The 15,290-nt window shown below is 52.7% G+C and carries 16 protein-coding genes; 11 read left to right on the top strand and 5 right to left on the bottom strand.

Annotation, left to right across the window (positions count from 1 at the left end):
* Positions 1 to 97: 97 nt before the first annotated feature.
* Both BM022_RS16065 and BM022_RS16060 read right to left on the bottom strand, forming a co-directional pair.
* Entirely contained in the window at positions 98 to 553 is a 456-nt protein-coding gene (locus BM022_RS16065; RefSeq protein WP_256209109.1) for a PEP-CTERM sorting domain-containing protein, read from the bottom strand.
* Positions 554 to 586: 33 nt separating this feature from the next.
* Complete coding sequence (locus BM022_RS16060) at positions 587 to 1,096, bottom strand: hypothetical protein (protein WP_256209108.1); 510 nt, start codon at positions 1,094 to 1,096, stop codon at positions 587 to 589.
* Between the two features lie 627 nt (positions 1,097 to 1,723).
* Here BM022_RS16060 and BM022_RS09760 point away from each other — a divergent pair.
* From BM022_RS09760 to BM022_RS15525, 7 genes are all read left to right on the top strand, one after another.
* Positions 1,724 to 2,842: a PEP-CTERM sorting domain-containing protein gene (locus tag BM022_RS09760; protein WP_091138899.1), complete on the top strand. Its 1,119-nt coding sequence runs from the start codon at positions 1,724 to 1,726 to the stop codon at positions 2,840 to 2,842.
* Between the two features lie 699 nt (positions 2,843 to 3,541).
* Complete coding sequence (locus BM022_RS09755) at positions 3,542 to 4,723, top strand: HAF repeat-containing PEP-CTERM protein (protein WP_091138968.1); 1,182 nt, start codon at positions 3,542 to 3,544, stop codon at positions 4,721 to 4,723.
* Positions 4,724 to 5,305: 582 nt separating this feature from the next.
* On the top strand, positions 5,306 to 5,458 hold the full coding sequence (locus BM022_RS16055; protein WP_371264322.1) for a PEP-CTERM sorting domain-containing protein: 153 nt from the start codon (positions 5,306 to 5,308) through the stop codon (positions 5,456 to 5,458).
* 247 nt (positions 5,459 to 5,705) lie between these two features.
* Positions 5,706 to 6,164, top strand: coding sequence for an HAF repeat-containing PEP-CTERM protein (locus BM022_RS09745; protein WP_091138895.1), 459 nt, complete (start codon positions 5,706 to 5,708; stop codon positions 6,162 to 6,164).
* A 196-nt stretch (positions 6,165 to 6,360) separates the two neighbouring features.
* Entirely contained in the window at positions 6,361 to 7,494 is a 1,134-nt protein-coding gene (locus tag BM022_RS09740; RefSeq protein ID WP_091138894.1) for an HAF repeat-containing PEP-CTERM protein, read from the top strand.
* Between the two features lie 61 nt (positions 7,495 to 7,555).
* Positions 7,556 to 8,335 carry an HAF repeat/PEP-CTERM domain-containing protein gene (locus tag BM022_RS09735; protein ID WP_177191686.1) on the top strand — a complete coding sequence of 260 codons (780 nt, stop codon included), beginning with the start codon at positions 7,556 to 7,558 and terminating at the stop codon, positions 8,333 to 8,335.
* Positions 8,336 to 8,339: 4 nt separating this feature from the next.
* On the top strand, positions 8,340 to 8,447 hold the full coding sequence (locus tag BM022_RS15525; protein ID WP_256209107.1) for a PEP-CTERM sorting domain-containing protein: 108 nt from the start codon (positions 8,340 to 8,342) through the stop codon (positions 8,445 to 8,447).
* A gap of 43 nt (positions 8,448 to 8,490) precedes the next feature.
* Here BM022_RS15525 and BM022_RS09730 read toward each other — a convergent pair whose 3' ends face one another.
* Positions 8,491 to 8,766 (bottom strand): hypothetical protein, encoded by a 276-nt coding sequence (locus tag BM022_RS09730; protein WP_091138892.1) that lies wholly within the window; start codon positions 8,764 to 8,766, stop codon positions 8,491 to 8,493.
* A gap of 503 nt (positions 8,767 to 9,269) precedes the next feature.
* Between BM022_RS09730 and BM022_RS09725 the strand changes: the two genes are divergently transcribed.
* Positions 9,270 to 10,004, top strand: coding sequence for a bestrophin family protein (locus BM022_RS09725; RefSeq protein WP_177191685.1), 735 nt, complete (start codon positions 9,270 to 9,272; stop codon positions 10,002 to 10,004).
* Between the two features lie 604 nt (positions 10,005 to 10,608).
* Here BM022_RS09725 and BM022_RS09720 read toward each other — a convergent pair.
* Positions 10,609 to 12,438 (bottom strand): ATP-binding protein, encoded by a 1,830-nt coding sequence (locus BM022_RS09720; RefSeq protein WP_091138889.1) that lies wholly within the window; start codon positions 12,436 to 12,438, stop codon positions 10,609 to 10,611.
* Between the two features lie 363 nt (positions 12,439 to 12,801).
* Between BM022_RS09720 and BM022_RS16435 the strand changes: the two genes are divergently transcribed.
* Positions 12,802 to 13,218: an HNH endonuclease signature motif containing protein gene (locus BM022_RS16435; RefSeq protein ID WP_143079569.1), complete on the top strand. Its 417-nt coding sequence runs from the start codon at positions 12,802 to 12,804 to the stop codon at positions 13,216 to 13,218.
* Positions 13,154 to 13,858 (top strand): carotenoid oxygenase family protein, encoded by a 705-nt coding sequence (locus BM022_RS09710; RefSeq protein ID WP_091138887.1) that lies wholly within the window; start codon positions 13,154 to 13,156, stop codon positions 13,856 to 13,858. The genes BM022_RS16435 and BM022_RS09710 overlap by 65 nt, the downstream gene beginning before the upstream one ends.
* Positions 13,859 to 13,893: 35 nt before the next feature.
* On the opposite strand, the gene BM022_RS09705 is transcribed toward BM022_RS09710, so the two are convergent.
* On the bottom strand, positions 13,894 to 14,856 hold the full coding sequence (locus BM022_RS09705; protein ID WP_091138966.1) for a GlxA family transcriptional regulator: 963 nt from the start codon (positions 14,854 to 14,856) through the stop codon (positions 13,894 to 13,896).
* Positions 14,857 to 14,957: 101 nt separating this feature from the next.
* Here BM022_RS09705 and BM022_RS09700 point away from each other — a divergent pair, with 101 nt between their 5' ends.
* The gene (locus tag BM022_RS09700; RefSeq protein ID WP_091138886.1) at positions 14,958 to 15,260 is read left to right on the top strand and encodes a putative quinol monooxygenase; all 303 of its coding nucleotides are present in this window, start codon (positions 14,958 to 14,960) and stop codon (positions 15,258 to 15,260) included.
* The last annotated feature ends 30 nt before the right edge of the window (positions 15,261 to 15,290 follow it).

Raw genomic sequence — 15,290 nt, 5'->3', positions numbered from 1 at the left:
TCGAACTGCCGCCAAGTGCCAGGAAGGAATTCTCAGGTGCTGGAAACAATAAGCCGCTAAGGCGCGCGCCCCGTTGTGGCTCAGCATCGAACGGTGTTTAAGCAGTCTTGCGGCGGCGCGCGATAAAGCCCAGCAGACCCAGACCGGCCAACAGCATGGCATACATTTCGGGTTCGGGGATAGGGCTGCCAATGACGGCGATTTGCCCATGGTTATTGATTCCTCGGGCCTCCGTTAGCACAGCTGTGCCCGGCAGACTCACCAACGAGTTCAAGTCGGCCATGCCCGCGCCATAGGGGCCGGTGATAAAGGCATGGTAAGCACCTGTGGCCGTGTCGGACTTCCCCACCACCTGCCCGGCGTCATTAATGCCCCAGGCGTAACTGTGACTTCCACCCAGCGTCCCCAGATCGGTCATGCCCACGCCCTTGGGGCCGGTGATAAAAGCATGCGGAGCATATGCGGCCGGGACGGACACCCCCACCACCTGCCCGGCGTCGTTGATGCCACGGGCGAAACTTTCAGGTCCACCCAGCGTCCCGAGATCGGTCATGCCCGCGCCATTAGGGCCGGTGATAAAGGCATGTCAAAAACCTGCGGCCGTAAAGGAGTCCCCCACCACCTGCCCGACGTCATTGATGCCCCAGGCGGAACTGTAACCTACAACCCCGCCCAGCGTGCCGAGATCGGTCATGCCCACGCCATTGGGGCCGGTGATAAAAGCATGGTAAATATCTGCGGACGTCATGAAGGAGTCCCCCACCACCTGCCCGGCGTCGTTGATGCCGAAGGCGGAACCGGAACCTCCACCCGGCGTCCCGAGATCGGTCATGCCCAGGCCATTGGAGCCGGTGATAAAGGCATGGCTAACACCTGCGGCCGTGCTGGATTCCCCCACCACCTGCCCGGCGTCGTTGATGCCACGGGCCCAACTGTTACCTCCACCCAGCGTCCCGAGATCGGTCAGTCCTTTGCCATTGGAGTCCAAGATGTATGAACGTACCTGTGCGGAGATGGGGGAAGCAAAACTCAGCCCGATACCCAGCGCCGAGGCCAGGATGAAGCTTTGGATTTTAGAGCGATGGGTAATTTTCATGATTTTTCCTCAGTAAGAGAGGGTTTATTAAAATTCGGAGCCTCTCCTGATTTGATTGAAGCGTGCCGACAGCGCGGTCCCCTGCGTCAGCGATAACTGCCCGGCTACCATTTCCCACAATCCAGCTTAGATCAATCAAGGGAAAAGTATAGGAGCCGAGCGGCCTAGCGAGCAGAAGACATCTACTCCCGGCTTCACAAACACAGCAGTAGCGATGGACTTTGCCTAAATTAGGTACCTGATACGCTTTCCTGAAAATCCTCGGCCGCTTTGTTGCTATCTGGCAACGCCGGGATCGCAGCAGCAACATACTCCCCACCACTAAACTCAGAATGTTTTCTTTGTCGTCAATCGGCGGAAAGTAAGGACCGGCAGCCGTAAAGTGTCGTAGTCGAGATTCGATCCGACCCTGGTTGTCGGATTCAAGTTACTGCTTTCGATACAAAACAGTCAGGTCAGGGAAAACACCTTATTCATGGCGGAATCATCGCCTGTTCGGCCAAATAGAGCGCCCGAATCAAGCGCGTTCGCACATAAATAAAAGCGTGCTTTGACATCCCAGGTTCCATCACCTAGATTGAAGCAACGGATAATTCATCAATTGAACGCCGCTTGCGGGAGGATACGATGACACTCAACCATTGCTTCAATTTCCGCAATCTCATCCTTGCTGCAGCATTTTCTGCTGGTCTGGGATTCGGCCCCAACGCCTCCGCACAACAACCAGGACATTCATACCTGATCGACCTCAATAGCAAGACAGTAACCGATCTCGGAAACGTCGACGCAACAGCCATCAACGACGCGGGGCAGGTGGTAGGGTACTCCGGAACTGACAACGGGCAGATCCACGCCTTCATCACGGGCCCTAATGGTGTAGGCATGACCGATCTCGGTACGCTCGGTGGAAATAGCCGCGCTTCCGGGATCAACGACGCAGGGCAGGTGGTAGGGCAATCCAGCACTGACAAAGGGCAGCTGCATGCCTTCATCACGGGTCCGGATGGCGTAGGCATGACCGATCTCGGCACACTCGGCGGAGACTATAGTTACGCTTCCGGGATCAACGACACGGGGCAGGTCGTAGGGGTGTCTGGGAGGGACAACGGACAACTGTACCACGCCTTCATCACCGGCCCTAATGGGACGGGAATGAGAGATCTCGGTACGCTTTATAGCGATCCCAGCGCTGCTTACGACATTAATGAGGAGGGACAGGTGGTGGGAGGGGCCAACACTAGCGCCTCAGGCTTTCTTCAGTATGCTTTCATCTCGGGTGCCGATGGGGTGAGTCTGAGGGACCTTGGCACTTTAGGCGGGGCTACTAGCGTGGCCTATGGCATCAATGCTACCGGCCAGGTGGCGGGGAACGCCGGTACTGACAAAGGGACGTCCCAGGCTTTCGTCACTGGTCCAGACGGAATGGGGATGAGAAGCCTTGACCCACGGGAAATCGGGTGGAGTTATGCTAGAGAAATCAACGACATAGGGCAAGTGGTGGGAGTATTTTACGATTTCCAAACCGGCATTGGCCATGCCTTCATCACTGGCCCCGATGGCATGGGCATGACGAACCTCAATTCATTGGTTCAAGTTCCGGGAGGGGTACTTCTAACCGAAGCCAAGGACATTAACAACATGGGCCAAGTAATCGCCCAAGGTATTCCCGAACCGGAAACCTATGCCATGCTGTTGGCCGGTCTGGGTCTGCTGGGCTTTATCGCGCGCCGCCGCAAGACTGTTTAAGCAGCGTTTGATGCCGAGCACAACGGGGCGGGCGCGGCCCATGGCTTATTGTTGCCAGCGCCTGAGGGCCGCTTCCTGGTACTTGGCGGCAGTTCGAATCTGACATTGTTTGTCCGATCAAATCCAAACTAGTACATCTATTCACCCTGCTTCTAAAGCAGCCGAGCCTCGTTTTCTATTCAAGCGCTTCCGGGCTGCGATATATTGTCGCGTGCGGCAATATACCACCCACCTCAGCTGCCGCGACTGCTTCAAGATGCACGGCTGATAATCATGGTCGTATCAATGTTGGGAGCCGCGTTGCACAATCGGTCGGTTTTGACGAGACCCGTTAAAGAGGCGTATCAAACCGGCCAGGTCTTTACGATAATTCTTCGGGAAGGTCCTGGAATTGGCCTCCGTTTTTCTGCTTTCGAACTGAAACGATCTATGTTGCCAAGCAGGAATCGGCACTGGACGCTCTCTCCCGAGTTCCCAAACCATAGGCTATGAATGCGGCTTGGGGTGCAGAAAATTCCGTTTCGTGTCTTCCCCTCTTTTAGCTCCAACTTGTTTTTTCTCCAGACTCATCTATAAAGGAAACTGAAAGCGTATCCGGATGTACTTCAGTATGTGTGCTGGGCTGGCTACAAGCTAAGGTCCATTACCAACTTTGAAGCAATGGATGCCAAACCAAACGCCGCCTTTCCGGAGGATACGATGACATTCAACCAGTGCTTCAAAATCCGCAACCTCATCCTTGTCGCAGCCATGACTCCCAGCCTTGGCCTCGGTACTGATGCCATCGCCCAAGATCATCATTCCTTCCTTATTGATCTCAACAGCAGGACAGTGACCAATCTTGGCAGTTTAAGCAGGGATTACGGCGCTAATGCTATGAGCATCAACGATGCCGGACAGGTGGTGGGATACTCTCAAGTGGACGGAATTGGGGGTGGGGCGGAACATGCCTTTATTACCGGCCCTGATGGAATGGGGATGAGAGACCTTGGCACCCTTGGTGGATGGTGGAGCTATCCAGGTGGCATTAATGATGCGGGGCAGGTGGTGGGACAATCCAGCACTGTTAAAGGTGAATACCATGCCTTCATCACGGGTCCAGATGGAAGAGGGATGAAAGACCTAGGCGCTTTTGGCAAGAATGACAGCTATGGTAACGGTATCAACAATGTGGGGCAGGTGGTGGGGCACTCTTTCCTTGACGGAGTCGCTAACCATGCCTTTATTACCGGTCCTAATGGAACGGGGATGAGAGATCTCGGCACACTAGTAGGCGGTGCGGTCCGTTATGTCGACAGCTTTGGTGGTGGTATCAACGATGCGGGGCAGGTGGTGGGGCAGTCTCACACGGCTGAAGGCCCTTTCCATGCCTTCATTACCGGTCCTGATGGAACGGGGATGAGAGACCTTGGTACCTTGGGTGGTGATACCAGCACGGCTGGGAGCATAAATGACATTGGGCAGGTGGTGGGGAGTTCACTCACCTCTGTAGGGGAAGGGGAGACACATGCTTTCATCACCGGCCCGGATGGAATGGGGATGAGAGACCTTGGTACTTTAGGCGGGGATTACAGCAGTGCTGGTGGCATTAACGATGCGGGGCAGGTGGTGGGACAATCTCGCACTGCCGAAGGTGAATACCGTGCCTTTCTCACCGGCCCCGATGGAATGGGTATGATGGACCTTAATTCACTGAGTTACATGCCGAAGGGAGTGACCCTAACATATGCTATTGATATTAATAACAATGGACAGGTGATTGCTGGGGGAGTTTCAGAAGCAGTTGTTCCAGAAGTTCCTGAACCTGAAACCTATACCTTGATGCTTGCCGGGCTTGGCTTGGCAGGGTTCATTGCGGGGCGCAAGCGCCGCCTAGCGTAAAAATACCTGGAGACAGGGATCTATAAATTCCGCTTGCTGTATGTGCACTCCCTCGCAGTAAAAATATCTATCATGGGTAAACAAGCAGGCCGTTTAGTGCTTAGTCAATTTTGCACTCGCCATCCACGAGACGGAAACCTATCAATGTTCCTGGCTGGAATCAGGTTGATGGGAGCAGTTTTACCCAGACGTGGCGTCCGCACTGAAAAATAGCTAGCAATAGCGTGTTGTGGGCTGGTCATAGAGGCCCTCTCCTTAGCGAGGGGCGGCCTTTTTGTGATTACTTCTTCCATTTCTTGTAAATACGGAATGTTCTGAATATTCATTCCGGGTGCCGTTACGCCCCATCCAGATTGCTGGAAAGCCCCTACTAAAAGTCATGCCCATTCCAAACAGTCATATGACTGGGAACAAACTGTAAAACAAATAATTGCGCGAAAAAGTGCTGCATTCCAAGTATGAATATTGAATATTCAGGAAGCTGCACGATTGGCAGGATTGAAATTATTTTTATTTCTTTTTCTTTCCTTATAGCACATCGTGGAGGGGTTTGGCGCAGCGTGTCGTCAACTGCCGGAGGGAGTGATTCTAACCTCCCCCGGCGACATCAATAATAACGGACAGGTCATTGCCGTTGGCACTGTTCCCGAACCCGAAACCTATGCGTTGATGCTGGCCGGCTTAGGCTTGGTCCGGCTTATGGCGCGACGCAAGAAGGCGAAAAATGCAGGATAAATAGCGGCCTGTCTTTAAGGGTTTAAATTTCCAGCACCTTGATTGAATTAATAGAGCGAAACGATACCTTTCCGGAGGATACGATGCTGGCAACCATCCTCCCAAAGAACCCTTCCTGATGCTTAACGCATCTTGCATTTCGTTGCGTTGACAATTCAAATCCTTGATCTATTTTAAGATGGAGTATGTGGTTTCTGACAGCCTGGCAGTCCTATCCTTTCGTCGAAAAAAATAAAGAGGATTTATCATGAAAATCACCCCTGGCTTTAAAATCCGTGCTTTTATCCTGGCTGCAGCATTTTCTGCTTGTCTGGGTTTCGGCACCAATGCTTCCGCACAAGTAGGGCTTTCATACCTCGTTGACCTTAACAGCAAGACAGCAACCGAGCTTGGCATGGGCGGTGACAACTCTGTTTCTGGCATCAACGACGCCGGGCAAGTGGTGGGTGATTCTAGAACGGCTGGGGGCATTTTCCATGCTTTCATCACCGGCCCCAATGGCACGGGCATGATGGACCTCAATTCGCTCGTTGATCTGCCGGGTGGAGTGGTTCTAACCTCAGCCTCCGCCATTAATAACGCAGGGCAAGTCATTGCCATCGGCGCTATTATCCCGGAGCCGGAGATCTATGCGCTCTTTCTTGCGGGCCTGGGCCTGGTCGGTTTCATTGCGGGGCGAAAAGAAGATGAGGGAGACAGCCTTTAGCCCGGGATAGGACTTTGGCGATTTCCAGCAGGCTGTACCTGCAGCTGCTGTGTAATTGCGCTACCGCTCTCTCACCGGGAAAGTTTGCTGCTCTCCCTTCCCTTATTTAATCGGGCCCTGGTCTATCTTTAAGCGAAGAGTCCTTGCTTTCAGAGAACCTCACAGCGATTCTTCCTGACAACGAAGGAGATTCACCATGAAAATCCTGCACAGCTTCAAAATTCCCAGCCTTGTCCTCGCCGCAGCCGTAAGCGCCGGTTTCGTGTTTCCTGCCGCTGCCCAGCAAGAGGTCTCATATCTTGTTGACCTTAACACCCGTGAGGTGACCTACCTCGGTACCCTGGGCGAAAATTACAGTATCGCTCGAAGTATCAACGCTTCCGGGCAAGTAGCGGGAGAGTCCCGGACCGCCGCCGGAGATCTCCATGCTTTTATTACCGGCCCCAACGGCGTAGGCATGACCGATCTCGGTACTCTGGGCGGAGGCAATAGTGGCGCTTTTGGTATTAACGATTCTGGGCAAGTAGCGGGTTTTTCTGGCTCACATGCTTTCATCACCGGCCCCGACGGCGTGGGCATGCGAGATCTCGGTACTTTGGGTGGGGAAAGTTTCGCTCAAGGCATCAACGCTTACGGCCAAGTAGCCGGAATCTCCTACATCCCGGGAACGGCTCATGCTTTTATTACCGGCCCCAACGGCGTGGGCATGACCGACCTCGGCACCCTGGGGGGAAACCTCAGTTTCGCTTATGGTATCAATGGGTCCGGGCAGGTAGTGGGAGAGTCCCGAACTGCCACAGGTGATCGTCATGCTTTTATGACCGGCCTCAACGGCGTGGGTATGAGAGACCTCGGTACTCTGGGGGGAAACCGTAGTCACGCTAACGATATTAACGCTTCCGGGCAAGTAGTGGGAGGCTCCATGGCCGTCCCAGATCCATATGATTTGTATTATCCTAACGCTTTTATAACCGGCCCAAATGGCTCGGGCATGACCGATCTCGGTAATCTGGGCGGAGGCTCGGCTGTGGCTGCGGGTATTAACGACTCCGGACAGGTAGTGGGAGACTCCTGGACCGCCGCAGGTGATATTCATGCTTTTGTCACCGGCCCCAACGGCCTGGGCATGACTGACCTGAATTCCCTGGTGGATGTGCCTGGCGGGGTGGTTTTAGGGCGAGCCACTGGCATCAATAACACGGGGCAGGTCATTGCCATCGGAATCGTTCCCGAACCTGGGAGCTACGCCCTATTGCTTGCCGGTCTGGCCCTTGTTGGATTCATCGCGCGGCGGAAGAAGATGGGTGGGGAAGCTTTTAGCCTGGGATAGGCCTGTAAAATAAACTTCCGGCTAATAAATTCCGGGATGCTGAAGCTTCGTCGCAAGGCGGATGAAGAACTCTCAGGCTTGCGCTGGCTGCCGAAATGCCTCAGGGCGGCCACGATGCATCGATGCAACAGCCATCAACGACGCGGGGCAGGTGGTAGGGTACTCCAAGACTGACAACGGGCAGCAGGCCCGCGCCTTCATCACGGGCCCAGATGGCGTCGGCATGACCGACCTCGGCACACTCGGTGGAAACTCTAGCATCGCTCTCGGAATCAACGACGCAGGGCAGGTGGTAGGGGAATTCAGCACGGACAACGGGCAGCTCCATGCCTTCATCACGGGCCCGAATGGCGTCGGCATGACCGATCTTGGGTCACTCGGTGGAGACTATAGCTACGCTTCCGGGATCAATGACTCAGGACAGGTGGTGGGGTATTCCAACACTAGCACCCCAGGCTTTGTTGCGCATGCTTTCATCTCCGGTCCCAATGGGGTTGGCCTGAGGGACCTTGGTACCTTAGGCGGGGCTACCAGCGACGCCTATGGCATCAATGCTACCGGACAGGTGGTGGGGAACGCCGATACTGACAAAGGGACGACCCACGCTTTCGTCACTGGTCCAGACGGAATGGGGATGAGAAGCCTTGACCCACGAGAACTCGAATGGAGTTACGCTAGAGAAATCAATGATGCAGGGCAAGTGGTGGGATTGTTTTACCCTGCTGATGGAGGGGCTGGCCATGCCTTCATCACAGGTCCCAATGGGGAGGGGCATGACGAACCTCAATTCATTGGTTCAAGTTCCGGGAGGGGTGCTTCTAACCGAAGCCAGGGACATTAACAACATGGGCCAAGTAATCGCACAAGGTATTCCAGAACCGGAAAGCTATGCCATGCTGTTGGCCGGTCTGGGTCTGCTGGGTTTTATCGCAAACCGCCGTAAGCTTATCTAAGCAGCGTTTGAGGCCGAGCCACACGGGGCAGGCCCGCGAATATTCAGGAAACTGCGCGATTGGTGGGATCGAAATTATTTTTAATTTCTTTTCCTTTTCTTACAGCACATCGTGGAAGGCTTGGCGCAGCATATCTTATTGGATCGCGGATGGCATGCAGGACGGCGTCGATATCCGCATCGTAACTGAGCAATTCCAGCAGATGGGCACCCGCATAGAGGCCATCGTCAACTCTTCCCCTTGATCGGCTACCCACATCGCTGATGATACTGGGCAGGTCTTCACAATAATTCTTCCAGAAGGTCCTGGGAATGAGCACCGTTTCCTTGCTTTCCCATTGAAACGATCTATGTTGAAAATAAGCTGCGGGGCACGCGGTTAGTGAAGTAGATTGGTTGCGCTGTGACGCTAGACACTAGACGCTCCGGCCATCTACCGTTCATTTGCTTAAAAGCAACGGCGCCAACTTTCGACTCGGTGACCCTTTGGGGGATTTGTTATGAATAAGGCGACTTGGATGTCGGCTGCTCAGGATAAAGAATTACACGCCAGTGCTCGTTGTACCGGCTTTAGTATTTCCGCCATGCATAGCAGATGCTCAAGAGACGATCACGTTCCCTGGATTGGTCCCCCAGACTACTAAACCTTCAGATCGCACGGCTGCGTCGGTCGGCGGAACGACGGGGGAGCAGATAACAAAGAGGATGATAGTGCTCCCCTATGAAATCCCCGTCTAAATCGTTCCTTTGGATCCCCGCGACTCGGCGAACTCTTCCCTGGCTAGCCATCCTGGCTCTGTATACTGTCGCTGTGCAGTTGCTAGTGCCGCTCACCGCCCTCTCTTTTGACATCTGGGACAGGGAGGCTTTAGGGAGCGTAGGTCTCATTCTTAGTCTTCTGATCGCTTTCCGCAACAAAGTTACATTTGATCGATGGTGGGAAGGGCGCATCATTTGGGGAAAGCTGGTAAACGACAGCCGCAATCTGGTGCTCAAGGCGAAGGCTGCTGTTCCTTTGAACGAGGTGGAAGCATCTGAACTGGCTGATCTCGTCGGCGGCTTCGCTCACGCACTGCTCCGCCATCTGAGGGGCTCCGGACGTTTGCAGGACAATCCGCGGTACCAGGCGGAGGTAGAGCAGCCGGCTCATGTCCCAATGTGGTTCGCGGCCCGAGTGTTCTCGCTCATCGACGGGTGGCGAAGGCAGAACCGCATCGACGGCTTCACATTGCTATATCTCGAACCTCACGCCACAGCGCTGATGGACGCTTCCGGTGCCTGCGAGCGGATTCGAAACACGCCGCTTCCGCCCACACTCACGGGAGTTCTGCGATTGGGCATTGTTCTCTACCTTGCTTACAGTCCACTGGTGGCGACGAAGACCATGGGTTGGTCCGCCCTTCCCGCAGTGCTTCTGGCCGGCTATATCCTGCTCGTGTTTGAGATGGCATCGGAGATCATGGAGAACCCGTTTGGCACAGAGGCCGACGATCTCGACCTGGAACGCTACGTGGAGGTCATCAAAGACTCGGTGACCGAGATCGCCCACTTGCGATGACCTGCCGCCGGAGCGAAAACTCGCGGCCTTATTCTGACTGCAACACCAATTAACCGTCGTTGGCGTCGTACCGCTTGCTGTATGTCCACTAGCGTACGAAAAATATCTATCGTGGGTAAAAAAGCAGGCTGTTTAGCGCGTAGGAACGGAAGGACAGCAATACCGCTTATCCCAATGGCTAAAATTACTTGACTACACATTTTTTTACTCGATCTTCAGCGTCGCTCATAGATGAAGGATAAAACGCGATATTTTGACGAAGGTTTTATGTTTGGAAACGGCGATGACATACAGGTACACTCAAGCTAAAGCTATGGGGAATAGAGTTATCGTTTCATGAAGTCTCCCCGAGCACCAAAATTGAAAGATGGGTCAGGAGTGCAAAAAGAGTAGATGCCTTATGCGACTCAGGCACATGCCAGGAGGACAGGGGCGTTAAACGAAGTATGGGAGATAAACTTTAACATGTGCGAATTAGATTCTGAGTAAGATTATTGCGAAACTGTCTCGCATCTCCTGCAGCTCCTGATGCAAAATAAATGAGTAGGGATATCTTTAACACATAAGTGTGCTTGCTGCTTGTTAGTGTCGATTTTCAGTTAAGCTATGTTTTATCAATTATCTCTCCTACCTTGCGAAACCAGTTTTCCACTTCCCCATTAGGGTCCCGTTCACGGATTCTTTCAGCGCTCATATGCGAAAACGCTTCACTCAGTTTTTTCTTGGCCTTGCTGTCGCTTAGTGGCGCCCCGTGTCCTCGTTTAAGAGCGTAGGCTTCACCGAATAACTCTGGAACAGTTTTCTTATCCTCTCCCGGATGATCTGAAATCTCGATTGCTATGTCGAATGCATCCGCAATAGCATCCGGATGCAAATAGCTCTCAATCTCGTACTTTGTTGTTAACGCTGCCCACGCCCCATCCCCTCTGGCCATAATCTCGTCTACCGCATTTTGATAGTCTGGTACATCACGGTCGTAAATATGGAATTCCGTTCGACGAAGTGGACGCAAATAATGATCTGCCACCCAATGCCTAAGTGTACTGCCACCTAGCGGGACAAATGCAACACGGTCGTCCTGGGAAAGATCAACTATTGTAGGATCCGTAAGGTGTAGTGCGTGGCTCAAACACTTGTACGCGGTGATGTCCGTTGGCCCTTCTACACAGAACAGTACTTTCGTACGACTGTCGGGTATGACCCCCAAGGCATCTGCAACTGGACCGAACACCTCGATACCTAGATCAACCTTCGGGCTTCCAGTGCGGTCTCTGTAGAGATACCTAATGCTATCCAGGGGTAGCTCGGATGCCAGACCAGGACTATGAGTAGTCAGCATAACCTGACAGCCAGGCTCATTAGCCAACCCGTTAAGTGATTGGACGAGGACTCGTTGATTGTTCGGATGTTGACCAGTCTCAGGCTCTTCGATCGCGTATATGATGCTGCGCTTATTGGTGTTTTTGAGACGCCGCTCGGCTTCAGCCTTAAAAAAAGCAACTAATACTAATCGTCGAACGCCGCTACCGCGCTTATTTAGTGGAATGCCCGCTTCGGTAGCTAGTCCAGCTGAAAAGAGCGCAGTCCATTTAGCGGGGGAAGGGGGAGCAAACTCGGGTGTTAGCTCCCCGGCAAGTTGTGAATCGATAGTTTTTAGTGCTTCGAGGGTGTTTTTGGCAATTTCCTCCGCTTTTTGTTGAACCTTACTTTGAATTTGTGCGATCTCGGCTCCGACTTCCGCAATCGCAGCTGCTACTGCCGCCTTTATTGGATTTTGTACCTCACCATCAGAATCCTTGCTAGTACGATCACTTTGAAACAGGGCAAAAATCGGTAGATAGCTTCCAAGCTGGTCCCAGATGCGTTTGCTGTCTTCTTTGCCCTTGCTAACGGAGATTGGAACTTCCGCTAAAGCAAGTTCATCGGCCGCAGCCCAGATTGCTCTTCTCATACTAGGATTACCTTTTAATCCAACGTCCAAACTCCTTTCTCTGACAAGTTTTTGTAAATCCTTTTCTTTGAGTTCTAGTAGATTTGAAACACCGTCGGCGGTGGGATGTTCAGCAAGCACGAACACTTCCGCCACTGGTTTTTTCACACTACAGTCAAAGACTTTCTGAATCTTTAATTTCCCCGTCGAACTAAGTAAATATTCGTCTGCCAAGGTAGTCTCGGCCCCAGCATCAAGAGTTAGCGTTGATGGTAAGTCAGAAAATTCGCATGTAATCTCAACCCTAGAACTACCTCCATTAACATTGGCATCGCTCGGTTCGATTGCCACAATATCGTTGTTAAAAAAAATCTCTAGAGCCTCAAGTACCGAAGACTTGCCGACATCATTCTTTCCTACGAAGGTCGTCATCTTGCCGACCTGGATAGTCATCACGTCTTTGTAACAACGGAAATTTTTTAACGATACTGTTTCCAACTTCATGACCTAGTACTCATACTCATCAATAATGGGGCGGAGCGATTTTACCATCGGTTATTCCTCAGTTCCATCTTATAGAAACCCTTCATGACCGCCATTGGACATTAGTACACCTTCATGTTGGGTTGTTCTCTGCCAGCAACGTAATTGATCCCGCCTATTAAGCCATTGCTGCATCGGCTGTTATCGAAAATAACTATTAATGAAACTTGTTTTTCATACCGTACAGTTATTGATAGGACTCGTACAGTTATTGATAGGACTCCAAAGGGGGAAGGACCGACCTCATGTAAGACATGCTGGATGTGTGTTACCGCCCAGTATGTGTTGTAATGGTGCTGCCTTTTTTGGGAAGATTTAATCCACATGAACGCAACGAATGCGAAACAAAGTAAGGTTTCAGCTATGACAAGCAGCGAGTATCTGCCTTGCTCAAAATGCGGCAACGTTGACTACGGTCAGTGGACCTCATCATCTACGGGAAAAACATTTCCCTACTGCAAACCTTGCCGCAATGCACGTCGCGAATCATATAATGCGAGAAAATTGGCTAATGGTGGTCATCACACAAAGTCACAGTGGCTCAAAATACTCCAAGAATTCTTAGCCTGTCCTCGATGTAAGAGAGCTTGGATGGAAATACCGCCGAGGCCCAGTAAGCGTTACAAGACCACTTGGACAAAAGATCACATCAAACCGCTATCCAAAGGGGGTTCCAATGATATATCCAATATCCAACCATTGTGCTACCAATGCCAATTCCGTAAGAACGCAGGAGCCTAATCCTGCGTTCAATGCCAATGTCTCGATCGGCAAGATTGGCAGACGGTTCGTCGCTCAAACCGAAACCCCCGTGCCGGTTGCCTTCGACAAAAAAACCCTAGAGACCATTGGTGTCGTCAGCTATGGCGACACGCTGAAGGGCCAAGTGACAACAGCTCATCCGCATTACGATCAAGGCAGCCAGTTCAACTACCTGCTCAATTTTGGGCGCCAATCCACATACAACGTCTACACGTTGCCTGACGGCAGCAGCGAACGTCGTCTGCTTGGCAGCTACAGGACAGACAGGCCGTCATATATACACAGCTTTGGGCTCAGCCATAAGTATGTCGTTTTGGGGGAGTTTCCCTTGGTAGTGAATCCCTTAAGCATGTTGTTGCGAGGCAAGCCATTCATAGCAAATTACACCTGGGAGCCTCAGCGGGGTACGCGCTTCTCGCTTGTTGATCGCGATACCGGCGAAGTCAGGCATGCGCATACTGACGAAGCGTGGTTTGGCTTTCACCACGTTAATTCAGCTGATCGCGACGGCAAAGTAGACTTCGACATGATCGTGTATCCAGATGCCGAGTTGAGCGTAGTTCGGGATTCACGTCTTGAATGTACTCTACTGAAAAGTATCTCCACATTGCGTCGATAGTCTCTCAATGTTATGGGCGAGATGCTCGCGTTCTATTAATTGCCTGCACGCAACTCGCTCACCGATCGGCCAATTCTACGGCGAAGGAGCGTACGCAACGTTACCCCGCTCTCATAACCAACTTGATTGGCAATCAGATCAATACTGTCACTACTTGTACGCAGCAACTGTATCGCACGCGCTACGCGCAAATCCTGAAAATAGGAAAGCGGCGTCTTGCCCAGCACAGCTTTCAGGCGGCGTGCGAGTGTTCTCGCACTGGTACCGGTCGCCGTGGCTGCTGCCCCGAGCGAGAACCCCTCGCTTAGATGGCGCCGGGCCCACTGCTCAAATCGCTCGATCAGCGGATCTGCATGCATCAGGTGTTCGGGGATCATGAAAACTCCCTGCGACGGACGGGGATCAATCAAAAGATAACGTGCCGTCAGCGCTGCCAACGTAGGACTGCTACGCCTCACTAGCCATAGTGCCAAGTCGATATGCGCCAGGGCCGCCCCTGCGGTGACAAAACGGGATGACCCCACGACCATGCGCGATTCTTCCAGCAAGACTGACGGGTAACGCTCCCGGAATAGCGGAGCAAGCCACCATGAGGTAGTGGCGCTCAGCCCGTCGAGCAATGATGTGTCCGCAAGGACGAAGGTTCCAGTGCAGGCGGCACTAACCAAAGCGCCATTGTCAGCCCATCGCCGTAACAACTTCCCCGCGTCGGTTATGTCTCGCCGTTCAAGCGCCGCTAGCAACGTAGCGGGCATTTTTGCCCCAAGCGCAGGTATCAGCACGATATCCGGATACGGAAGCTGTGCAGCAGAAAGTACCGGAACCGACAGCCCCTGACTGGTGTATACCCGGCTGCGGACGCCAACGACGGTAATCTCAAAATGGACCGAAGGAGTCCCCGCAGATACAGTCAGCTCATTAGCAATACTGAAGGTGTCGACAACAGTGGCCAGGCCAGTGTCAAAAACGTCGTTAAGTGCAAGAACGTAGATACGCATGGCAGGAATCATACCATAATTGTCAATCTTGCCACTTGGCAGGAATTAGAGCCCCCGTTAGACTGGCCTCTCGTAGTTCAATTCAAGAAAGGAGAATCACTATGGTAAAAGTCGCCCTGTTGGTACGCTTGCAGGCCAAACCCGGAAAGGAAACTGCAGTCGCCCGCTTCCTTGAAAGCGCCCTGGACTTGGCCAATCAAGAAGCTACCACTCCGGTCTGGTTTGCGCTGCGTCTTGGGCCATCAACTTTCGGTATTTTCGATGCTTTCGCTGACGAAGCCGGACGCACGGCACATTTGGCGGGTCCGATCGCGGCGGCGCTGATGGCCAATGCCTCGGAGCTGCTCTCAGAACCCCCGCAGATTGAGCATGTAGATGTGCTCGCTGCCAAACTGCCCCAATAAAACTTGACCGTCACTTGAATGCCGCTGAGC

The organism is Nitrosospira sp. Nsp14, assembly GCF_900113575.1.
Classification (GTDB): domain Bacteria; phylum Pseudomonadota; class Gammaproteobacteria; order Burkholderiales; family Nitrosomonadaceae; genus Nitrosospira.
This window is presented reverse-complemented; position numbering and strand designations above follow the sequence as displayed.